General features: G+C 66.2%; 16 protein-coding genes. 7 read left to right on the plus strand and 9 right to left on the minus strand.

The features are described from left to right. Positions 1-206 precede the first annotated feature (206 nt). From aroQ to DKT70_RS04930, 3 genes are all read right to left on the minus strand, one after another. On the minus strand, positions 207-635 hold the full coding sequence (aroQ, locus tag DKT70_RS04920) for a type II 3-dehydroquinate dehydratase (RefSeq protein ID WP_111558091.1): 429 nt from the start codon (positions 633-635) through the stop codon (positions 207-209). Positions 636-686: 51 nt separating this feature from the next. Then, on the minus strand, positions 687-2,162 hold the full coding sequence (locus tag DKT70_RS04925) for an asparaginase domain-containing protein (RefSeq protein ID WP_111558092.1): 1,476 nt from the start codon (positions 2,160-2,162) through the stop codon (positions 687-689). Positions 2,163-2,238: 76 nt separating this feature from the next. Continuing rightward, positions 2,239-2,784 carry a DUF924 family protein gene (locus DKT70_RS04930; protein ID WP_111558093.1) on the minus strand — a complete coding sequence of 182 codons (546 nt, stop codon included), beginning with the start codon at positions 2,782-2,784 and terminating at the stop codon, positions 2,239-2,241. Positions 2,785-2,951: 167 nt separating this feature from the next. Here DKT70_RS04930 and DKT70_RS04935 point away from each other — a divergent pair, with 167 nt between their 5' ends. Continuing rightward, a complete protein-coding gene (locus DKT70_RS04935) occupies positions 2,952-4,532 on the plus strand; it encodes a VOC family protein (RefSeq protein WP_111558094.1) in 1,581 nt (526 codons plus the stop codon). Here DKT70_RS04935 and DKT70_RS04940 read toward each other — a convergent pair. The 5 genes from DKT70_RS04940 to DKT70_RS04960 form a co-directional block, all read right to left on the minus strand. After that, positions 4,449-5,213, minus strand: coding sequence for a VOC family protein (locus DKT70_RS04940; RefSeq protein WP_111558095.1), 765 nt, complete (start codon positions 5,211-5,213; stop codon positions 4,449-4,451). The genes DKT70_RS04935 and DKT70_RS04940 overlap by 84 nt on opposite strands. Positions 5,214-5,223: 10 nt before the next feature. Beyond that, positions 5,224-5,634, minus strand: a complete 411-nt coding sequence (locus tag DKT70_RS04945) for a DoxX family protein (RefSeq protein WP_111558096.1) — start codon at positions 5,632-5,634, stop codon at positions 5,224-5,226. A gap of 110 nt (positions 5,635-5,744) precedes the next feature. Then, on the minus strand, positions 5,745-6,647 hold the full coding sequence (locus DKT70_RS04950; RefSeq protein ID WP_111558097.1) for a LysR family transcriptional regulator: 903 nt from the start codon (positions 6,645-6,647) through the stop codon (positions 5,745-5,747). Then, positions 6,648-7,184, minus strand: a complete 537-nt coding sequence (locus DKT70_RS04955; protein WP_111558098.1) for an NADPH-dependent FMN reductase — start codon at positions 7,182-7,184, stop codon at positions 6,648-6,650. It abuts the gene before it with no gap. 20 nt (positions 7,185-7,204) lie between these two features. Beyond that, entirely contained in the window at positions 7,205-8,146 is a 942-nt protein-coding gene (locus DKT70_RS04960; RefSeq protein WP_111558099.1) for a ring-cleaving dioxygenase, read from the minus strand. Between the two features lie 124 nt (positions 8,147-8,270). Here DKT70_RS04960 and DKT70_RS04965 point away from each other — a divergent pair, with 124 nt between their 5' ends. Then, positions 8,271-9,191: a LysR family transcriptional regulator gene (locus DKT70_RS04965; protein ID WP_111558220.1), complete on the plus strand. Its 921-nt coding sequence runs from the start codon at positions 8,271-8,273 to the stop codon at positions 9,189-9,191. A 62-nt stretch (positions 9,192-9,253) separates the two neighbouring features. On the opposite strand, the gene DKT70_RS04970 is transcribed toward DKT70_RS04965, so the two are convergent. Then, positions 9,254-10,855 carry an alpha-glucosidase family protein gene (locus tag DKT70_RS04970; protein WP_111558100.1) on the minus strand — a complete coding sequence of 534 codons (1,602 nt, stop codon included), beginning with the start codon at positions 10,853-10,855 and terminating at the stop codon, positions 9,254-9,256. A 118-nt stretch (positions 10,856-10,973) separates the two neighbouring features. Between DKT70_RS04970 and glgB the strand changes: the two genes are divergently transcribed. The 5 genes from glgB to DKT70_RS04995 are packed head-to-tail and all read left to right on the plus strand — an operon-like array spanning position 10,974 to position 19,835. Beyond that, positions 10,974-13,160: a 1,4-alpha-glucan branching protein GlgB gene (glgB, locus tag DKT70_RS04975; RefSeq protein WP_111558101.1), complete on the plus strand. Its 2,187-nt coding sequence runs from the start codon at positions 10,974-10,976 to the stop codon at positions 13,158-13,160. 24 nt (positions 13,161-13,184) lie between these two features. Beyond that, entirely contained in the window at positions 13,185-14,444 is a 1,260-nt protein-coding gene (gene glgC / locus DKT70_RS04980) for a glucose-1-phosphate adenylyltransferase (protein ID WP_111558102.1), read from the plus strand. After that, a complete protein-coding gene (gene glgA, locus DKT70_RS04985) occupies positions 14,444-15,883 on the plus strand; it encodes a glycogen synthase GlgA (protein ID WP_111558103.1) in 1,440 nt (479 codons plus the stop codon). The genes glgC and glgA overlap by 1 nt, the downstream gene beginning before the upstream one ends. Further along, positions 15,880-17,967: a glycogen debranching protein GlgX gene (glgX, locus tag DKT70_RS04990; RefSeq protein WP_111558104.1), complete on the plus strand. Its 2,088-nt coding sequence runs from the start codon at positions 15,880-15,882 to the stop codon at positions 17,965-17,967. The genes glgA and glgX overlap by 4 nt, the downstream gene beginning before the upstream one ends. After that, the gene (locus DKT70_RS04995; RefSeq protein ID WP_233490425.1) at positions 17,964-19,835 is read left to right on the plus strand and encodes an alpha-amylase family protein; all 1,872 of its coding nucleotides are present in this window, start codon (positions 17,964-17,966) and stop codon (positions 19,833-19,835) included. The genes glgX and DKT70_RS04995 overlap by 4 nt, the downstream gene beginning before the upstream one ends. Positions 19,836-19,845 lie beyond the last annotated feature (10 nt).

The following is a 19,845-nucleotide window of genomic DNA, read 5'->3' on the forward strand; positions in this document are numbered from 1 at the left end:
TGCCCTGTGAATGCCCAACCCCCTGAGCGCGTTGCCGCGCTGCGGCGTCAGGGCGTGACGCGGGGGCGTGGCCCGTGCATCCTGAAGTTACGAAGCACGGATTGCTTCAGGCGCTCCTCCTCCTCCGGTCCGGCAACGGACCAAGCCAAGGCCGTCATTCCCGCCGCTCCTCCTCCTCCCGGCGGTCGGGAATGACGGTTTTCGCGTCAGTCGATCAGCGACACCACGTGACGCACCGCCGCCGCATAGCCGCACACGCCCAAACCCGCGATCACCCCATCCGCCCGCATCGAGACATAGGAATGGTGGCGGAACGCTTCGCGCTTGTGGACCTGGCTGATATGGATCTCGATCACAGGGCCCTCGAAGGCGTTCAGCGCATCCAGCACCGCGACCGAGGTATGGGTCAGCGCCGCCGGGTTGATGACGATGGCCGCGCCGTCCTGGCGCGCCTCGTGGATCCAGTCGATGATCTGGCCTTCCCAGTTTGATTGCAGAAAGCGGATCTTGTGGGGGCCGGCGGCGTCGCGGCACAGATCCTCGACATCGGACAAGGTGGTGCCGCCATAGATCTCGGGCTGGCGCTGCCCCAGAAGGTTCAGGTTCGGGCCGTTCAGGACATAGATCAGCGACATGGGTTTTCCTTGGCAGATGATGCCCCTTGCTAACAACCGGGGCGCGTCCTGTCAGCCCTGAACGGGCGCGGCGATGACATCCGGGCGCTGCCCCGTCGGGTCGATCAGGATCAGGCGTGCGGGGTGGGCCGCCACCGCGATCCGCGCATGCGGATCGGCCTGCGGGCCGGCCCATGCGGGCGATCCGTCGGGCGCGATCAGTACCAGCCGGTCGCCCTGCATCTGCAACCGCCCCGCCGCGCCCGCGCGCCACAGGAACCGGTCGCCATCCCGCAGGACTGGCCCTTGGTCGGGGTCGTTCACAAGCGTCACGGGGCCGTCCACCGCGCGCAGCGCTTGTCCCGGCCACAGCGGCCCCGTGCTGCAATCGGGGGCGGCGCATTCCCCCGCCAGGCTGCGCTGCATCAGCGCCCGCAGCGTGGCGCGGTCCCATCCGTGGTGATCGGCGGCGGCGGACAGCACGGTCAGCTTGGCCAGCGCCGCGACCGGCGTCAGGTCGGCACAACCGATGGCGCCCGTATCGGCGATCCAGGCGCCGGCGGCATAGTGGAAGGCCCCCACGGACCCCGCCATCACGCGGCTGGCGATGACGGTGACGGCATCGGCCGCCTGCGCCGCCTCCAGCGCCGCGCGCGTGGCGGGGCTGGTGGGGATGTTGCCCTCGCCGAAGCCCTGCAGGATCAGCCCGGTCGCGCCGGATGACAGGGCGGCGTCGATCAGCTGGCCCATCAGCGGTCCTGCGGCGGGCACGGCGGGGATCTGGGCGACGCCCTGCGCGTCGATCCGGTCTGCCACCGCCTGCAGCTGGGCGCGGACCAGCGTCATCGCGGCGGGGTCGTCCAGCGCCTGCGCGGGCCGGGCCGGGCCGCGCAGGGGTTTGGCGGCGCCGTGCCAGCAGCCGATCCCGGCATGGGCCAGCGGTGGCAGATGCGGGCTGTCGAAACCGGCAAATTCGGTGGTCGATGATTTCAGCGCGCGGTTGCCGCGCAGCAGCCTGCCGTCGAAGAACAGCGCCACCTCGGGCAGGCGCAGCCGGGCCGTGGACAGCGCCCCCGCCAGGTTGCCAAGCGCATCGCTGGCCGCGTTCAGCGCCAGCCCGTCGGCGGTCTGCACGAACAGCGGCAGCTGCGATCCGGTCAGGATGACCGGCTTGGACAGCACGGCCCGTGCCCGCCCTTGCCCGTCCGCGACATTCAGCAGAAAAGACAGCGCCGCCGCCGAATAATCCATCGTGTCCGTGCCGTGCAAGATCACGAAGCCGTCGTGGTCGTCATAGAGATCCAGCAGCCGCGCGGCCATGCGGCACCAGTCGCGGGGGCGCAGATCGGTGCTGTCCAGCGTGCCGGGGCCGTCATCGGAAAAGCGCAGCACGGTGTCGAAATGCACCGTCACCCCTTGCAGGCTGGCGGCCAGCGACGGGCCCAGCAGATGCTGCGCGGCCTGCGCGAATTGCCCCGCGGACATGGGGGCCAACGGCGATCCCGTGCAGGCGATGGTACCGCCGGTGTTGATGACGCAGATCCGCATGATGCCCCCTTGATGATCCCCGCACCCTATAGGGCGGGACAGGGGGCGCGATCCAGCCCCTTGGCCCCGCCTCGCCTCAGAACCCCTTGTGAGTTTCCAGGAAGATCGCTTCCTCGGGGGTGCTGTCGCGGCCCAGCACGGCGTTGCGGTGCGGAAAGCGGCCGAAGCGCTCGACGATGTCGCGATGTTCGCGCGCGAAATGCAGCGAATGCTGGTTTCCCAGATCCTCGTACAGACGGACCGAGGTTGTCTGGTCGGCCAGATCCTCGGAATGCATGAAGGGCAGATAGAAGAACTGGCGGCGGGTCGGGTCCTGCGCCTGGTCATGGCCCAATTCCAGCGCCTTGCGGGCATGGTCCAGCGCGATGCGGTTGCTTTCGAAGCTGCGAGGCGATCCGCGGAACATGTTGCGCGGGAATTGGTCCAGCACGATGCACAGGGCCAGCGCGCTGTCGGTATCCTTGATCCAACCGTCCAGCTGTCCCTCATGGGCGGCCTGATAGGTATCGGCGAAACGCTGGCTGATCTGCGTGTCGATCTGGTCCGACTTGGCGAACCAATACGGCTGCATCTGGCCCGAAAACCAGAAATCCAGAACCTCGGCTGCGGTGGTGACGGTCATGGTCTTCTCCTGCTGTCTTTGGGACGTCATGGCAGGGTGGGCCGTCCGGGGCGGCACGGCAAGGCGCTTGGCGTTCGCGCAGGCAGAACGCGGGGTTCGCTGCAGGACGGGCTGGCGCGAACGGGACGCGCGGCGCATCTTGCAGGGCAAGGAAAGGAAGGTGTCCCATGACAACCGGACTTCATCACGTCACGGCCATCACGCGCAACGTGCAGGCCAATGTTGATTTCTGGATGGGCTTTCTGGGCCTGTCCCTGGTCAAGCAGACGGCGGGGTTCGAAGACGCCGCCCAGCTGCATTTGTTCTATGGCGATGCGCAGGGCCGTCCCGGCACGCTGGTCAGCTTTCTGGTCTGGCAGGACGGGGCCGCCGGTCGCGTGGGCCATGGCCAGGTGGCCGAGATCGCGCTGGCCGTGCCGCGCCTGCGGATGGGCGACTGGCTGACCCGCGCGCTGCAGCATGGCATCACGGTGCAGGGCCCCCTGCGGCACCTGGGCGACACGGTGCTGCGGTTGAAGGATCCCGACGGCATCATGGTCACGCTGGTCGGGCGCGATCTGCCCGATGACGGGTGGCCTGCCGCGCCGGTGCGCCTGGCCGGGGTGACGCTGTGGTCGGAAGACCCCGCCGCCACCGCCGCCTTTCTGGGCCCCTTCGGTTATCACCGCGGGATGGTGGGCGAGGGGATCACGCGGCTGGTTTCGGACAGCGACCACTTGGATATCCGCGATGCGGGCGGCTTCGTGCCGGGCATTCCGGGCACGGGGATGATCGACCATGTCGCCCTGCGGATGCCCGATGTCGATGCCATCCGTGCCCATCAGGCGCGGTTGGCGGACACGACGCTGCATGACCGGCGGTATTTCACCTCGCTTTACGTGCGCGAACCGGCCGGCACTCTAATCGAGCTGGCCACCGACGGCCCCGGCATGGCCGTGGACGAAGACCGCCCCGGCAGCACCCTGATGGTGCCGCCACATTTCGACGATACCATCGACCTGCGGCTGCACTTGCCGCAATTCGCCCGCCCGGGCGAGGAAAGGACCCCCATGCGCGATCTGCCCTTCACCCACCGCCTGCACCAGCCCGAGGACCCCGATGGCAGCGCCATGATCCTGCTGCACGGCACTGGCGGGTCGGAAACCGACCTGATGCCGCTGGCTCATCGCATCGCCCCGCGCGCCCGCCTGCTGGGCCTGCGCGGCCGATCGACCGAGGAAGGCGTGGCGCGGTTTTTCCGCCGCCTGTCTATGGATCGCTTCGACCAGGATGACATCCGCGCCGAGGCCGCGGCCTTTGCCGAATTCTGGACGGGTGCCATCGCCAGCTATGGGTTGGACCCGGCGCGGCTGACGGTTCTGGGCTATTCCAACGGCGCGAATTTCGCGGCTGCGGTGATGGGGTTGCATCCGGGGCTGATCCGGCGCGCGATCCTGCTGCGGCCCATGCTGGCGCTGCAGGACCCGCCCTCGGTCGATCTGACTGGGGTGCAGGTCCTGGGGTTGCAGGGTGCGCGCGATCCCTATGGGATCCATGCGCCCGCCCTGCAGGCGTGGCTGGACAGCACCGGCGCAGAGGCGCGGATGCTGCGCGTCGATGCGGGACATGAACTGGCCGCAGAGGACCTGCGGCTGGCCAGCGAATGGCTGGCCAGCCTGCTGGCCTCAGATCATGCGAAAGCTGGTGCCCCAAGGGTCGGTCAGAACCTCTCCGGCGCGGTCGGGGGCGGCGACGACGATCTGCACTAGGCCCGCCATGCGCGGATCGCGGGGGCCTGCGCCCCCGCTGTTCCAGGCATTGACCGCCAGATGGTGGTGATAACCGTTCCAGCCGAACCAGGCGGCATCGGGGGCATCGAAGCTGCGCGTCAGGCCCAGATCCCCTGTCATGAAGCGACCGGCCAGATCGACATCGCCCACCTGCAGGTGGACATGCCCGATGCCGGTCCCCAGGGGCGCACCCTGCCAGCTGTCGGTGGTGTGCTGGGACAGCGCGAACAGGTCCAGCCGCCGGGTCGTCATCTGCACCCGGTCGCCGGTCCGCTGCCAGTCGCTCTCGGGGCGGTCGCGATAGATCTCGATGCCGTTGCCCTCGGGGTCGGTCAGGTACAGCGCCTCGCTGACGCCGTGATCCGAGGCGCCCGACAGCCGCAGCCCGATATCGGCCGCGTGGCGCAGCCAGCGCGACAGATCGGCCCGCGACGGCAGCAGGAAGGCGGTGTGGTACAGTCCCGCCTGCGCGGGGTCGGCGGGGATCGCGTCGGGGTCGGACAGCAGCGTGACCAGCACGTTGCCGCCCACCCCCAGCTGCAGGCTGTCCCCGTCGCGGCCCATGACCCGCAGGCCGATGGCATTTTCATAGAAGGCGGTCATGGCGGGCAGGTCGCGGACCCGCAGAACAACCTGTTCGATGGTGCGCTTGGGGGACATGAGGTGGACCCTACTTGTTGCTGATGGCGGCGGCACCCGGACCGATCAGCGCCTGAACGATCAGCGCGATGGCCCAGAAAGCAGGATATTCCCATCCGCCGCCCTGATTGTTGAAGAAGAAACCGTTGGCGCCATGCGAAAAGATGATGGTGCCCAGCATCAGCGGCACCAGGGCCAGCGCCACCACGCGGACCTGCAGCCCGATGATCAGGGCGATCCCGCCCAGCAGTTCCGCCGCGATGGTCAGATAGGCCAGGAAACCTGGCAGGCCGATCGAGCCGAAGTATTGCGCTGTGCCGGCGGGGGTGAAGACAAAGACCTTCAGACCCGCATGGACCAGAAACAGGACCCCAAGCGTCACGCGCAGGATCAGCGCGGCTAGGTCGGGGTTGCGAAGACGGTCAATCTGGGTGGCAAGCATCGGTCTGTCCTTTCGGGCCCGTCAGGGGCCTGTGTCTGGCCCCCGATATGGATCATGACGATCCCCGCGATAATCCGGCCCTTGGGAAGAAGATTTGTGCCGTATCGGAATCAATTGTCCCATCGGTGATCCGGTCCCCATCTGTCGCGCAGGAAATCGACCAGCAACCGGACCCGCGCGGGCATGTGCCGCCCCGGAGGCGTGATCGCCATGATCGGCACCTGCTGGGGTGTCATCGGGGCAAAAAGCTGGGTCAGGGCGCCATCGCGGATCGCGGGGGCGGCGATGAAATCCGGCACGCGGGTCACGCCAAGCCCCGCGATGGCGGCACTGACGCAGGCTTCGGCGTTGGAAAACCGCAGGCGACCGGGCAGGGACAAGGTGACCCGCCTGCTGCCGTCCTGGAATTGCCAATCGTCGGGCTGGGCAAAGTTCAGGTCGGTGATGATGGCGTGGTCGCGCAGATCTTCGGGCCGTTGCGGCGTGCCCCGCGCCGCCAAGTAGGCGGGCGCTGCGACGACCTGGATGCGCATCACCGCCAGCCTGCGCCCCACCAGCGTCGAATCGCGGGGCTGGCCCGCGCGGATGGCCAGATCGAAACCCTGCTGGGCCAGGCTGACGATGTCGTCGGTGAAATCCACCTGCAGGGTCACGGCGGGATGGGCACGGGCGAAATCGCTCAGCGCCGGCATCAGCTGCACCGTGCCGAAGGTCAGCGGCGCGGTCAGCCGCAGCAGACCCGAAGGATTGGCAGCGGCATCGCGCAGGCTGTCATCCAGGTCGTCCAACTGGTCCAGGATGGCGGCGATGCTGGCCAGATAGGCCTCGCCCTCGGGGGTCAGGCTGATGGCGCGGGTGGTGCGGGTCAGCAGGCGCAGGCCCAGATGCGATTCTAGCCGAGAGACCAGCTTGGACGCCTGACCCGGCGACACCCCCGCCCGCGCGGCCGCCGCCGAAAAGCCGCCCATGCGGACGACCTGGACGAACATGCGGTCGGCGGCCAGGCGGTCCATTCACAGGCTGGCGGCAAAGCCCGCGACGAATTCATTCACCTGTTGACGGGTCTTTTCATCAGTCAGGTTGCCCTGGTCGTCGAACAGCTTGCCCGCCCCCGCGACCGTCATCCGACCCTCCAGCCAGGGACGCACCTGCAGGAAACGGAAGACAGGCATCCAATGCGCCTGTGCCAGCGTGGTGCCGAAACCACCGGGCGTGGCGCCGATCAGCGCCACGGGCTTGCCCTTGAACAGTTTCATTCCGTCGCCGCGCGACATCCAGTCGATCACGTTTTTGAAGACGCCGGGAACGCCGTTGTTGTATTCCGGCGTCACCATCAGCAGCCCATCGGCGGCGGCCAGCTGCTCTTGCAGGGTCTTGACGGCGGGGGGCAGGCCGTGGGCCGCCTCGGCGTCGCCATCGTAAAGCGGCACCTGGGCGATGTCGCCGATGGTCAGGGTCACCCCCTGCGCGCCGTCACGGGCGGCGCGCAGAAGGCCTGCGTTGAAAGACGCCTGTCGCAGGCTTCCGGCAAGTCCCAGGATGGTGGTCATGGCGTCGTTCCTTTCACGGTTCAGGCCAGGGGCTTCAGCTTGGCCTCGATTGCAGCGCGCTTGCCTTCCAGGAAGGGGGGCAGCGACAGGCCTTGGCCCATGCTGTCACGCGGTTCGTCCACGTCAAAGCCCGGGCCGTCGGTGGCCAGTTCGAACAGATTGCCACCCGGTTCGCGGAAGTAAAGCGACCGGAAGTAATAACGCTCGACCTCGCCCGAGCTGGGGACCCGGTATTTCGCGACGCGGTTCGTCCATTCGGTCAGTGCCGCATTGTCGGGCACGCGGAAGGCGACGTGGTGGACGCCGCCGGCCCCCTGGCGCGCGCGGGGCAGGTCGGGCTGGACCGCCACATGCAGTTCCGCAGCCGCCCCGCCTTCGCCCATGGAAAAGACATGCACCTGGCCCTGCCCGTCGGGGCTGGCATAGTCGCGGAGCTTGCGCATGTTCATCACCTGGGTCAGCACGGCCTCGGTCGGGCCCAGCTCGGCGACGGAAATGGTGATCGGACCCAGGCCGCGGATCTGGTGTTCGGCGGGCACGTCGCTGTCGGCCCAGGGTTCGCCCACGGGCTGCGGGGCGGCGACCAGGCGCAGGCGCTGGCCCTCGGCATCCTCGACATCAAGGCTGGGACGGCCGTCCAGCGTGGCGATCTGGCCGGTGCTGACGCCCAGGCCGGACAGGCGGTCGGCCCAGTAATCCAGGCTGGCCTCGTCCACGCGCAGGCCGGTGCGGGTGATGGCATTGGTGCCGCGGCGTTCGCGGGCGGCGGGCCAGTCGAAGAAGGTGATGTCGGTGCCGGGGGTGCCCGCCCCGTCGGCGAAGAACAGGTGATAGGCCGAGGTGTCGTCCTGGTTCACCGTCTTCTTGACGCGGCGCAGGCCCAGGGTCTGGGTATAGAAGCGGTTGTTGGCGGGTGCGTCGGCGGTGATCGCCGTCAGGTGGTGGATGCCGGTCAGTTGCATGGGATGCCCCTTTCGATAAGCGTTGAGGGGAATATGCACCCGGGCGGTCGTTCGTGACACCCGTCGCGCAGGCAACGCCGTGTTCGGTTCTTGCGAACGGTCGGCGGGGCGCTATGGTCGGGGGATGACATGGACCCTGACCGATATCCGCACCTTCCTGGCCGTCCTGGACGCCGGCAGCATCTCGGGCGCGGCGGTGCGGGCGGACCTGTCGAAATCGGTGGTCAGCAAGCGCATCAGCGAATTCGAGGCGACGCTGGGGGTGCCGCTGTTCACGCGTCACGCGGGTCGCATCACGCCCACCGACAGCGCCTGGGCCCTGGCCGACCGGCTGCGTCCCGCGCTGGCCGAACTGGTGGCCGCGACCGAAAACATCGGGGGGGCCGAAACCCCCCTGCGCGGCCGTCTGGCCATCGCCGCCCCGATGAGTTTCGGCATCCGCCACCTGGGCCCGATCATCGCCAATTTCGCCCGCACGCATCCCGCGCTGGAGATCGTGCTGGATTACGACGACCGCAACACCGACCTGGGGCGGGCGGGATACGACGTGGCGTTGCGCATCGGGCAGTTGCGCGACAGCAGCCTGATGGCGCGGCGCCTGTGCCAGGACCCGCGCACGCTGGTGGCCAGCCCCGAATACCTGGCGCGCCATGGCGACATCCGGCATCCCGACGACCTTGGGGGGCATGATTGCATCGGCTATCTGAATGTCCGCCTGTCCGACATCTGGCCTTACGGCGCGGGTACCCAGCCCCCCGCGCAGGGCCGCATCACCGCCAATAACGGCGAGGCGATGCGCGACATGGCACTGGGCGGCATCGGTCTGGCGCTGCTGCCGCTGTTCATCGTGGACGATGCGATCCGGGACGGGCGTCTGGTGCAGCTGCTGCCGGACCTGCCGCAGGAGCTGCTGCCGATCAGCGTCGTCTGGCCGCCCGCCAAGCCCATGCCCCGCAAGACGCGGCTGTTCGTCGATCACATGGTTCAGGCCTTCAGCGAGGCCCCAGGGTGGCAGCGCGGCATCGCCCTGCCGCCCGCGACCTGACCGGCGGCAACGGCATGCGACCGGGGCTGTCCCCGGTCGCAGCCAAGATCAGGCGGCCACGTTCAGGCCGCCAGGCCGGGCTGACCGTCCAGCCATGCGAAACCGTTGGCGGGCAGGCTCAGCGAGCGGCCGTCCAAGGTGGCATGACCGGGACCGCAAAGCGCGCTGTCCTGCGACAGGTTCAGCGTCACGGGTTCGGCCGACAGGTTGAAGACGCAGGTCAGCGACCGTTCATCCTGAGTCCGGGTGAAGGCCAGGATCGGCTCGGGCAGGTCCAGGAACCGCGTGTCGCCCCACCGCAGGGCCGGCTGCGATTTACGGAAGGCGATCGTGTCGCGATAGGCGGCCAGCACGCTGCCGGTTCCTTCTTGGGCCGCGACCGCATGGGCGGCCTGCGCGGGCTTGACCGGCAGCCAGGGTGTGCCTTCGGAAAAGCCTGCATGGGGCTGATCGGCGTCCCAGACCATCGGCGTGCGGCAGCCGTCGCGGCCCTTCACCTCGGGCCAAAAGCGCAGGGCGGGCGGGTCTGTCAGTTCTTCGTAAACTAGCGTCGTTTCGGTCTGACCCAGTTCCTCGCCCTGATAGATGCAGATGGTGCCCGGAAAGGACATCAGCATGGCGGCGGACTGGCGGGCCAGGGTGTCGGGATCGGCGGCGTATTTGGCCCACCGGCTGACATGGCGCATGACGTCGTGGTTGGAAAAGCTCCAGCAGCTGTGGCCGTCGGGGGCCCCGACATGTACGCCCTCGATGCATGTGCGGAAATGCGCGGCGGTGAATTCCGGGCTGAGCATCTCAAAGCTGTAGCACATGTGCAGCCGGTCGGTGCCGGCGGTGTATTCGGCCATGATGTCGATGGCCGTCTGGCCGCCGTCGCCGACCTCTCCAACCATCATGCGGTCGGGGAATTCGTCGGTCAGCGCGCGCATCCGTTTCAGGAAGGCGATGTTCTGCGGCTGGTTCTTGGACCGGACATGCAACTGGCGCGGATAGGTTTCCGGCCCGTCGTAATCGGGGTTGGGCGGGTTCGCGCGCAGCTTGCGGTCGTGGAAATAGTAGTTGACCGTATCAAGCCGGAAGCCGTCCACGCCGCGTTCCAGCCAGAAGCGCATCGTCTCCAGCAGGGCGTCTTGGACGGCGGGGTTCCACATGTTCAGGTCGGGCTGTTCGATCAGGAAGTTGTGCAGGTAATATTGCTTGCGGCGCGCATCCCATTCCCAGGCCGGACCGCCAAAGACCGAGGGCCAGTTGTTGGGCGGTGTCCCGTCGGGGCGCGGATCGGCCCAGACATACCAGTCGGCCTTGTCGTTGTCGCGGCTGCTGCGGCTTTCGGCGAACCAGGGATGCTTGTCGCTGGAATGGCTGATCACCTGGTCGATGATGACCTTGATGCCCAGATCATGGGCGCGTGTCACCAAGGCGTCGAAATCGGCCAGCGATCCGAACAGCGGGTCGATGTCGGTGTAATCTGACACGTCATATCCCATGTCCTTCTGCGGCGAGGTGAAGATCGGCGACAGCCAGATCGCATCGGCCCCCAAGCCCGCCACATGGTCCAGACGACGGGTGATGCCCGGCAGATCGCCGATTCCGTCGCCGTTGCTGTCTTGAAAACTGCGGGGGTAGATCTGATAGATCACCGCATCGCGCCACCATTCCGTCATCGTGCACCTTTCGGTCGTGAAGTTCTTGTCGGACAAGACCACTATAGCCGGATCAAAAACCAGAGGTTAGCGTTAACCTCGGAATTGCCCGAATCTGTGACCCGGATAAAGTGGACCGATGAAAATAACGTCAAAGCCTTCCTTGCCCGCCGTCGATGACCAGATCGCGCTGGAGCGGGGCCGATGCGGCGATCCTTTTCGGATCCTGGGGCCGCGCGGTGCGGGCAAGGACAGGTCGCTGACGGTCTATCATCCCGATCTTGCCGCGTTGCGGGTGATCAGCGGGGGCAAGCTGATCGACCTGCCGCGCGTTGCGGGCGACCTGTTCGCCGGGCCGATCCCCGCGGGGGATTATCGCCTGCAGGCCGAAAGCGGCGGCGGGGTGACATGGGAGTTTGACGATCCCTATCGCTTTGGTCCCGTCCTGGGCGACATGGACCTGCATCTGCTGGGCGAGGGGACGCATCGTCGGCTGTGGCAGGCGCTTGGGGCGCATGTGATGACCCATGAAGGCACGCGGGGCACGCATTTCGCGGTCTGGGCGCCCAATGCGCAGCGCGTGTCCGTGGTGGGACAGTTCAACGGTTGGGACGGGCGGCGCCACCCGATGCGGCGTCTGGGTGGCAGCGGCATCTGGGAAATCTTCCTGCCCGACCTGACCGAAGGCACGCTCTACAAATACGAGATCGTCGATGCGCATGGCGGCGTGATGCAAAAGGCCGATCCGGTCGGTTTCGGCAGCCAGCATCCCCCCGAAAAGGCCAGTGTGGTGCGCGACATCAGCGGCTTTGGCTGGAAGGATGATGCTTGGATGTCGTCGCGGGCGACCGCGCAGGACCGGACCGCGCCGATCTCGGTCTATGAGGTGCATCCGGGCAGCTGGCGGCGCAAATGGGACGATGGCGGCCGACCCCTGTCCTATCAGGAAATGGCCCGCGATCTTGTCGCCTATGCCAAGGATATGGGCTTTACCCATCTGGAGCTGATGCCGGTCAGCGAATTTCCCTTCGACGGATCATGGGGCTATCAGCCGGTGGGTCTTTATGCGCCGACGATCCGCTTCGGCCCGCCGCATGAATTCCGCGACTTGATCGATGCCGTGCATCAGGCGGGTCTGGGCGTGCTGCTGGACTGGGTGCCGGGGCATTTCCCGACCGACGCCCACGGGCTGGCCCGCTTCGACGGCACCGCGCTTTATGAACACGAAGATCCGCGCGAAGGCTTCCATCAGGACTGGAACACCCTGATCTACAATTATGGCCGGACCGAGGTGCAGAACTTCCTGATCGCCAATGCCATCTATTGGTTCCAGGAATACCATATCGACGGGCTGCGCGTGGATGCGGTGGCCTCGATGCTGTATCGTGACTATTCGCGCAAGGATGGCGAATGGGTGCCCAACAAGGACGGCGGCCGCGAGAATTACGAGGCGATCGATTTCCTGCAGAAGATGAACATCGCCGCCTATGGCGAGACCCCCGGCATCATGACTGTGGCCGAGGAAAGCACCTCCTATCCCAAGGTTTCGGCGCCGGTGGATACGGGGGGCCTGGGCTTCGGGTTCAAGTGGAACATGGGCTGGATGAACGACACGCTGCGCTATATGAGCCGCGATCCCGTCCACCGCCGCTATCACCACGACCTGATGAGCTTTGGGCTGATGTATGCCTTCAGCGAAAACTTCATCCTGCCGATCAGCCATGACGAGGTCGTTCACGGCAAGGGCAGCATGCTGCACAAGATGCCCGGCGACGAATGGCAGCAATTCGCCAACCTGCGCGCCTATTACGGCTTCATGTGGGGGCATCCGGGCAAGAAGCTGCTGTTCATGGGCTGCGAATTCGGCCAGCCCGAGGAATGGAACCACAATGGCGAACTCAACTGGCACGCCGCTGGTCAGCCGCTGAACCAGGGCGTGCAATCGCTGGTGCGCGACCTGAACCACCTGTATCGCGCCCAGCCCGCGCTGCACGTCAAGGATTGCGAGGCCGACGGCTTCCAGTGGATCGCCACCGATCCCGCGCAATCGACCTATGCCTGGATCCGCAAGGGAAACGCGGGCGATCCGCCAGTGGTCGTGGTGTGCAACTTTACCCCCGTGCCGCGGCCCGATTTCCGCATCGGCGTGCCGCAGCCGGGGCAATGGCGCGAAGCGGTGAACACCGATGCGGCCGTCTATGGCGGCAGCGGGATGGGCAACATGGGCGGCGTGACGGCCGACGAAGCGGGCCAGGATGGCCAGCCTGCCAGCATGGCGGTGACGCTGCCGCCGCTGTCGGTCGTCATCTTCGTCGCCGATAACTGATTTCACTTGGGGGAGGATTTGAACATGGCCGAAAACACGCGTCTGACACGCCGTGCCATGGCATTCGTGCTGGCCGGGGGGCGCGGCAGCCGCCTGATGGAACTGACCGACCGGCGCGTCAAGCCGGCCGTCTATTTCGGCGGCAAGACCCGCATCGTCGATTTCGCCCTGTCGAACGCGATGAACAGCGGCATCCGCAAGATCGCCGTCGCCACGCAATACAAGGCCCACAGCCTGATCCGTCATTGCCAGCGTGGCTGGAACTTCTTTCGCGCCGAGCGCAACGAATTCCTGGACATCCTGCCCGCCAGCCAGCGGACCTCGGAACAGCACTGGTACCAGGGGACGGCGGATGCGGTGACGCAGAACATCGACATCGTCGACGATTACGATGTCGATTACATCATAATCCTTGCGGGCGACCACATCTACAAGATGGATTACGAGGTGATGCTGCGCGAGCATGTCGAAAGCGGCGCCGATGTCACCGTCGGCTGCCTGACCGTCCCGCGCGAGGAAGCCAGCGCCTTCGGCGTCATGGATGTCGACGACAAGGGCCGCATCGTGTCCTTCCTGGAAAAGCCCAAGGACCCGCCCGCCATGCCCGGCCATCCCGACAAGGCGCTGGCCTCCATGGGGATCTATGTCTTCAACTGGGCCTTCCTGCGCGAATTGCTGTTGGCCGATGCCGAGGACCCCAATTCCAGCCATGATTTCGGCACCGACCTGATCCCCGGCATCGTCAAGAACGGCAAGGCCATGGCGCATCGTTTCGACGTGTCCTGCGTGCGCAGCCCCGGCGCGCCCGCCTATTGGAAGGATGTCGGTACGGTCGATGCCTTCTGGCAGGCCAATATCGACCTGACCGATTTCACGCCCGAACTGAATCTTTGGGACAACGACTGGCCGATCTGGACCTATTCGGAAAGCAAGCCGCCCGCCAAGTTCATCCACGACGAAAAGGACCGGCGCGGGGTGGCGATATCCTCGATGGTGTCGGGGGGCTGCATCATCTCGGGGACGGAAATCCGCAATTCGCTGCTGTTCACCGAGGTGCATACCAATTCCTATGCCATCTTGGATCACGCGGTGGTGCTGCCCTATGTCACTGTCGAACGGCACGCGCGGTTGCGCAATGTCGTCATCGACCGGGGCGTCACCATCCCCGAAGGGTTGGTGGTGGGCGAGGACCCGCTGGACGACGCCAAGTGGTTCCGCGTCAGCGACAAGGGTGTGACCCTGATCACCCAGGACATGCTGGACAGGCGGGCGGCGTCGCTGTGATGAAGGTTCTGTCGGTTGCTTCGGAATGCGCGCCGCTGGTCAAGACCGGCGGGCTGGCCGATGTCGTGGGGGCCCTGCCTGCCGCCCTGGCCCAGCAGGGGGTGCAGATGCGCACCCTGCTGCCGGGCTATCCGGCGGTCATGGCGGCCGTGACGCAAGGCCAGAACGATCCCGAGGCGGTTCTTGATTTCGACGATCTTTTCGGCGGGCCCGCCAGGGTTCTTGCCGCTACTGTCGCGGGGCTGGACCTGCTGGTGATCGACGCGCCGCATCTCTATGCGCGGCCGGGCAACCCCTATCTGGGGCCGGACGGGCGCGACTGGCCCGACAACCCGGAACGCTTTGCGGCGCTGTCCTGGGTCGGGGCCCATATCGCCGCGCATGGGGCAAGGGATTGGCACCCGGCGGTGCTGCACGGCCATGACTGGCAGGCGGGCCTTGCCATGGAATACCTGCGCCGGATGGATGCGGGCCATGTCCGCACCGTCCTGACCATCCACAACATCGCCTTCACCGGTCCCGCCGATCCGGGCCGGTTGGATGCCCTGCGGCTGGACCCCGGTCGCTTTCACAGCGAGGGCTACGAATTCTGGGGCATGATCTCGGCGTTGAAAGCGGGATTGATGGGGGCGGATGCGCTGACCACCGTATCCCCCAGCTATGCCGAGGAGCTGATGACCCCGGAATTCGGCATGGGCCTGGAGGGCGTGATGCGCCACCGCTGCGCATCGCTGCACGGCATCCTGAACGGCATCGACGAGGACGCCTGGAACCCCGCTACCGATCCGGCCATCGCGGGCTATGCCAAGCCGGCAGGAAAGGCCGCCGCCAAGACGGCGCTGCAGGCAGAGATGGGCCTGCCCCAAGCCGATGGTCCGCTATGCGTGATCGTGTCGCGCATGACCCATCAGAAGGGGCTGGACCTGGTTCTGGAAACCCTGCCGACGCTGTTGGAACGGGGCGGTCAGCTGGCCCTGCTGGGGTCGGGCGATCCCGACCTGGAACGGGCTTTCCGCGCGGCGGCCGACGCCAATCCGAATGTCGCGGTGCGCATTGGCTATGACGAGGGGTTCTCTCATCGGCTGATCGCGGGGGGCGACGCGATCCTTGTGCCCTCGCGGTTCGAGCCTTGCGGCCTGACCCAGCTTTACGGGTTGCGTTATGGGACAGTGCCCGTCGTGGCGCTGACGGGCGGGTTGGCCGATACGGTCATCAACGCATCACCCGCGGCGCTGGCGCGCAAGGTGGCGACCGGCATCCAATTCTCGCCTGTCACGGCGGGGGCACTGCGCAATGCGCTTGTGCGGCTGGACGCCCTTTACAAGGACAGGAAAACATGGTCCCGCCTGCAGGTGAACGCGATGGCGCAGCCGGTGGGTTGGGCGCTGTCGGCCAAGGCCTATGCCGAACTTTACGCCGGACTGACCGCAAGCAGATGAACGACCATGATGCGATGACCGCCGGGCACCCCGCGCCTCTGGGGGCGACCTTTGACGGTGCCGGTGTCAATTTTGCCCTCTTTTCCAGGCATGCCGACCGTGTGGTGCTGTGCCTGTTCGACGACAAGAACCGCGAGACGCGCATCGACCTGCCCGAACGCGACGGCCATGTCTGGCACGGCCATATCGCGGGACTGCGCCCCGGACAGCGATACGGATACCGCGTTCATGGCCCCTACAAGCCGCAAGAGGGGCACCGCTTCAACCCCAACAAGCTGCTGATCGACCCCTATGCCAAGCGGCTGTCGGGTCGGCTGGCCCCCCATGACGCGGTCTTCGGATATCGGGCGGGTCACGCCGATGCCGATCTGTCCTATGACCGCCGCGACAGCGCCAGCCATGTGCCGCGCAGCGTGGTGGTGGACCCCGCCTTCACCTGGGGCGACGACAGCCCCCTGCGCCGCCCCATGACCGACACCGTCCTTTACGAGGCGCATGTGAAGGGCCTGACCGCCGGGCGGCCGGGTATTCCGGGGCGCGGCGGCTATCTGGCGATGGCGTCGGACCCGATGCTGGACCACCTGACAAAGCTGGGCGTCACCGCGATCGAGCTGTTGCCGGTCCAGGCCTTTGCCGATGACCGCTTTCTGGTGGACAAGGGGCTGACGAATTACTGGGGCTACATGACCTATGGGTTTTTCGCGCCCGAGCCGCGATACATGCGCGACGGCGATATCGCGGAATTCCAGCAGATGGTCGCGCGGTTCCACAAGGCCGGGATCGAGGTGATCCTGGACGTCGTCTATAACCACACCGCCGAAGGCAATGAACTGGGCCCCACCCTGTCCTTCCGGGGTCTGGACAATGCCTCCTACTATCGCCTGGCCGAGGATAGGCGGTTCTATGTGAATGAGGCCGGGACGGGCAACGTGCTGGACATGGACAGTCCCTTCACGCTGCGGCTGGTCATGGACAGCCTGCGCTATTGGGTCGAGGTGATGCATGTCGACGGTTTCCGTTTCGACCTGTGCAGTGTCCTGGGGCGCACGCGCGGCGTCTTCGACAGGGACGGGCCGTTCTTTCGCGCCATTCGCCAGGACCCGGTCCTGAACCGCGTCAAGCTGATCGCCGAGCCGTGGGATATCGGCGAGGGCGGCTATCAGCTGGGGGCCTATCCCGCGCCTTTCGCGGAATGGAACGACCGGTATCGCGACCAGCTGCGCGGCTTTTGGCGCGGCGATCCGGGCCTGATCGGCAAGCTGGCCAAGCGCGTCGCGGGATCGGCGGCGCGGTTCGACCATGACGGGCGGGCGGCGACCAGTTCGGTGAATTTCGTTTCGGCCCATGACGGGTTCACGCTGATGGACACGGTCAGCTATGCTGAAAAGCACAATGAGGCCAATGGCGAGGACAACCGCGACGGCCACAATCACAACCTGTCCGACAACATGGGCATCGAGGGGCCGACCGACGATCCCGGCATCATCGCCCGGCGCGACCGGCGGCGGCGCAACCTGATCGCCTCGCTGATGCTGTCGCAGGGCACGCCCATGCTGCTGGCGGGGGATGAGATGGGCAATTCCCAAGGTGGCAACAACAATGCCTATTGCCAAGACAATGCCATCGGTTGGGTCGATTGGGACAATGCCGATCCCGATTTTCTGGCCTTCTGCCGGCGCGCGATCGCCTTTCGCAAGGCCCATCCGATCCTGCGGCAGAAGCGTTTCCTGCACAGCCAGTCCCGCGAACAGGACGGCCTGCCGGACCTGTTCTGGCGCCGCGCCGACGGCGGCCCGATGCGCCCCGAGGATTGGAACGACCCCGAGCTGCGCCTGCTGGCGGCCGAGATGCGCATGGCATCCGGCACGCCCGCCTATGCCGCGCTGCCGGGGGCGATCTTCGTCGTCTATAACAACGGTAAGGATCAGATGGTCACGGTTCCCGACGCCCCCAAGGGCAGCCACTGGCGGCGCAGGCTGGACAGCGCCCGCGACGATGCGACGGATATCGCCGCAGAGGATCGCGAAAGCATTGCCGGGGAAAGCGTCGTGGCCTTCGTGCTGTGCGAAGGATCGCGCCCATGAGCGCCGCGACCATCTTCGACATGCGCTTGTCGCGCAGCGCGGCCGACCTGTGGCCGATGCTGGAACGGCTTTACGGCGAACGCGCCGATTACGACGATTTCTGCGACCAGCTGCTGCAGACCCTGCGCGAGGGATGGGCCGCGCGTCCCGCCGACCTCAAGCGGCTGGATCTGGCGCGCGACCTGGAGCCTGACTGGTTCCAGCGCCCGCAGATGGTCGGCTATGTCTTTTATGTCGATCGTTTCGCGGGGAACCTGTCGGGCGTGCACGACCGGCTGGATTACCTGCGCGACCTTGGCGTGACCTATGTCCACCTGATGCCCTGCCTCAAGCCGCGCCCCGGTGACAGCGACGGCGGCTATTCGGTGATGGACTATCGGCAGGTGAACCCGGCCTATGGGCGGATGGCCGATCTGACGCGGCTGGCTGGGGCGCTGCGGGCGCGGGGCATGTCGCTTTGCGTGGATCTGGTGCTGAACCACACGGCCAAGGAACATGAATGGGCGCAGGCGGCGGTGGCCGACGATCCGGATTGTCAGGACATGTATCTGATGTTCGACGACCAGACCCTGCCCAACGCCTATGAGCAAAGCCTGATCGAGATCTTTCCCGACACGGCGCCGGGCAGCTTTACCCATTACCCGGACCTGGACAAATGGGTCTGGACGACCTTCAACGAACACCAATGGGATCTGAACTGGGCCAATCCGCGCGTCTTTCTGGAAATCGTGCGGATCATGCTGAACCTGGCCAACAAGGGCGTCGATGTGCTGCGGCTGGACGCGGTGGCCTTCATGTGGAAACGCATGGGCACCACCTGCCAGGGTGAGCCCGAGGTGCATCTGCTGCTGCGCGCGCTGCGCGCCTGCACGCGCATCGCCGCGAATGCCGTCCTGCACCTGGAGGAGGCCATCGTCGGTCCCGCCGACATGCTGACCTATTTCGGGCGGGGCGAACATGACGGCAAGGAAGGCAACCTGGCCTATCACAACAGCCTGATGGTCCAGTTCTGGAGCGCCTTGGCCACCCGCGACACGCGGCTGATGACCCATGTGCTGGCCACCCATTTCCCGCCCGTGCTGACCAATGCCACCTATGCCACCTATATCCGCTGTCACGACGATATCGGATGGGCCATCACCGACGAGGATGCGGCGGCACTGGGGATCTCGGGCGCGGCGCACCGGGCCTTTCTGTCGGATTTCTATGATGGCGGCTTTCCGGGCAGTTTCGCGAACGGGACGCTGTTCCAAGTCAATCCGGAAACGGGCGACAAGCGGATCTCGGGTAGCTTCGCATCCATGGCGGGGCTGGAGGGCGCGCTGGCGCGGGGCGACGAACAGGGCATCGACCTGGCAGTGCAGCGCATCCTGATGGGCCACGCTTTGATTGCGTCCTTTGGCGGGGTGCCGCTGATCTATATGGGCGACGAACTGGGTCTGCTGAACGATCACGGCTATCGCGACGTGCCCGAACATGCCCATGACAGCCGCTGGATCCACCGACCGGCGATGGATTGGGACGGTGCGGCGCAGGCGGTCGCAGATGCAGGCTCGACCCAAGGGCGCATCCTGCATGGCACGCGGATGATCATGGCGCGGCGCCGATCCTGCGACCGCCTGCATGGCGGGCATCCCACCCAGGTTCTGGATGGCGCAAATGCCGCAGTTTTTGCCTTTGCGCGCCGCGCGCCGCAGGGAAGTGTTGTTTGTCTTTTCAACTTCACCGAAAACTGGCAACAGGTCGATGGAAATTGGCTGCGCTTTCAAGGCGTGACCGACATGCGAGACATCTTGTCGGACGCAACGGTGTCCTTGCATGACGACATGCTGATTCTGCCCCCCTATGGCCGTGTCTGGCTGTCCTGAACAAGTGTAA

This window comes from Paracoccus sediminilitoris (assembly GCF_003259195.1).
GTDB classification, from domain to species: domain Bacteria; phylum Pseudomonadota; class Alphaproteobacteria; order Rhodobacterales; family Rhodobacteraceae; genus Paracoccus; species Paracoccus sediminilitoris.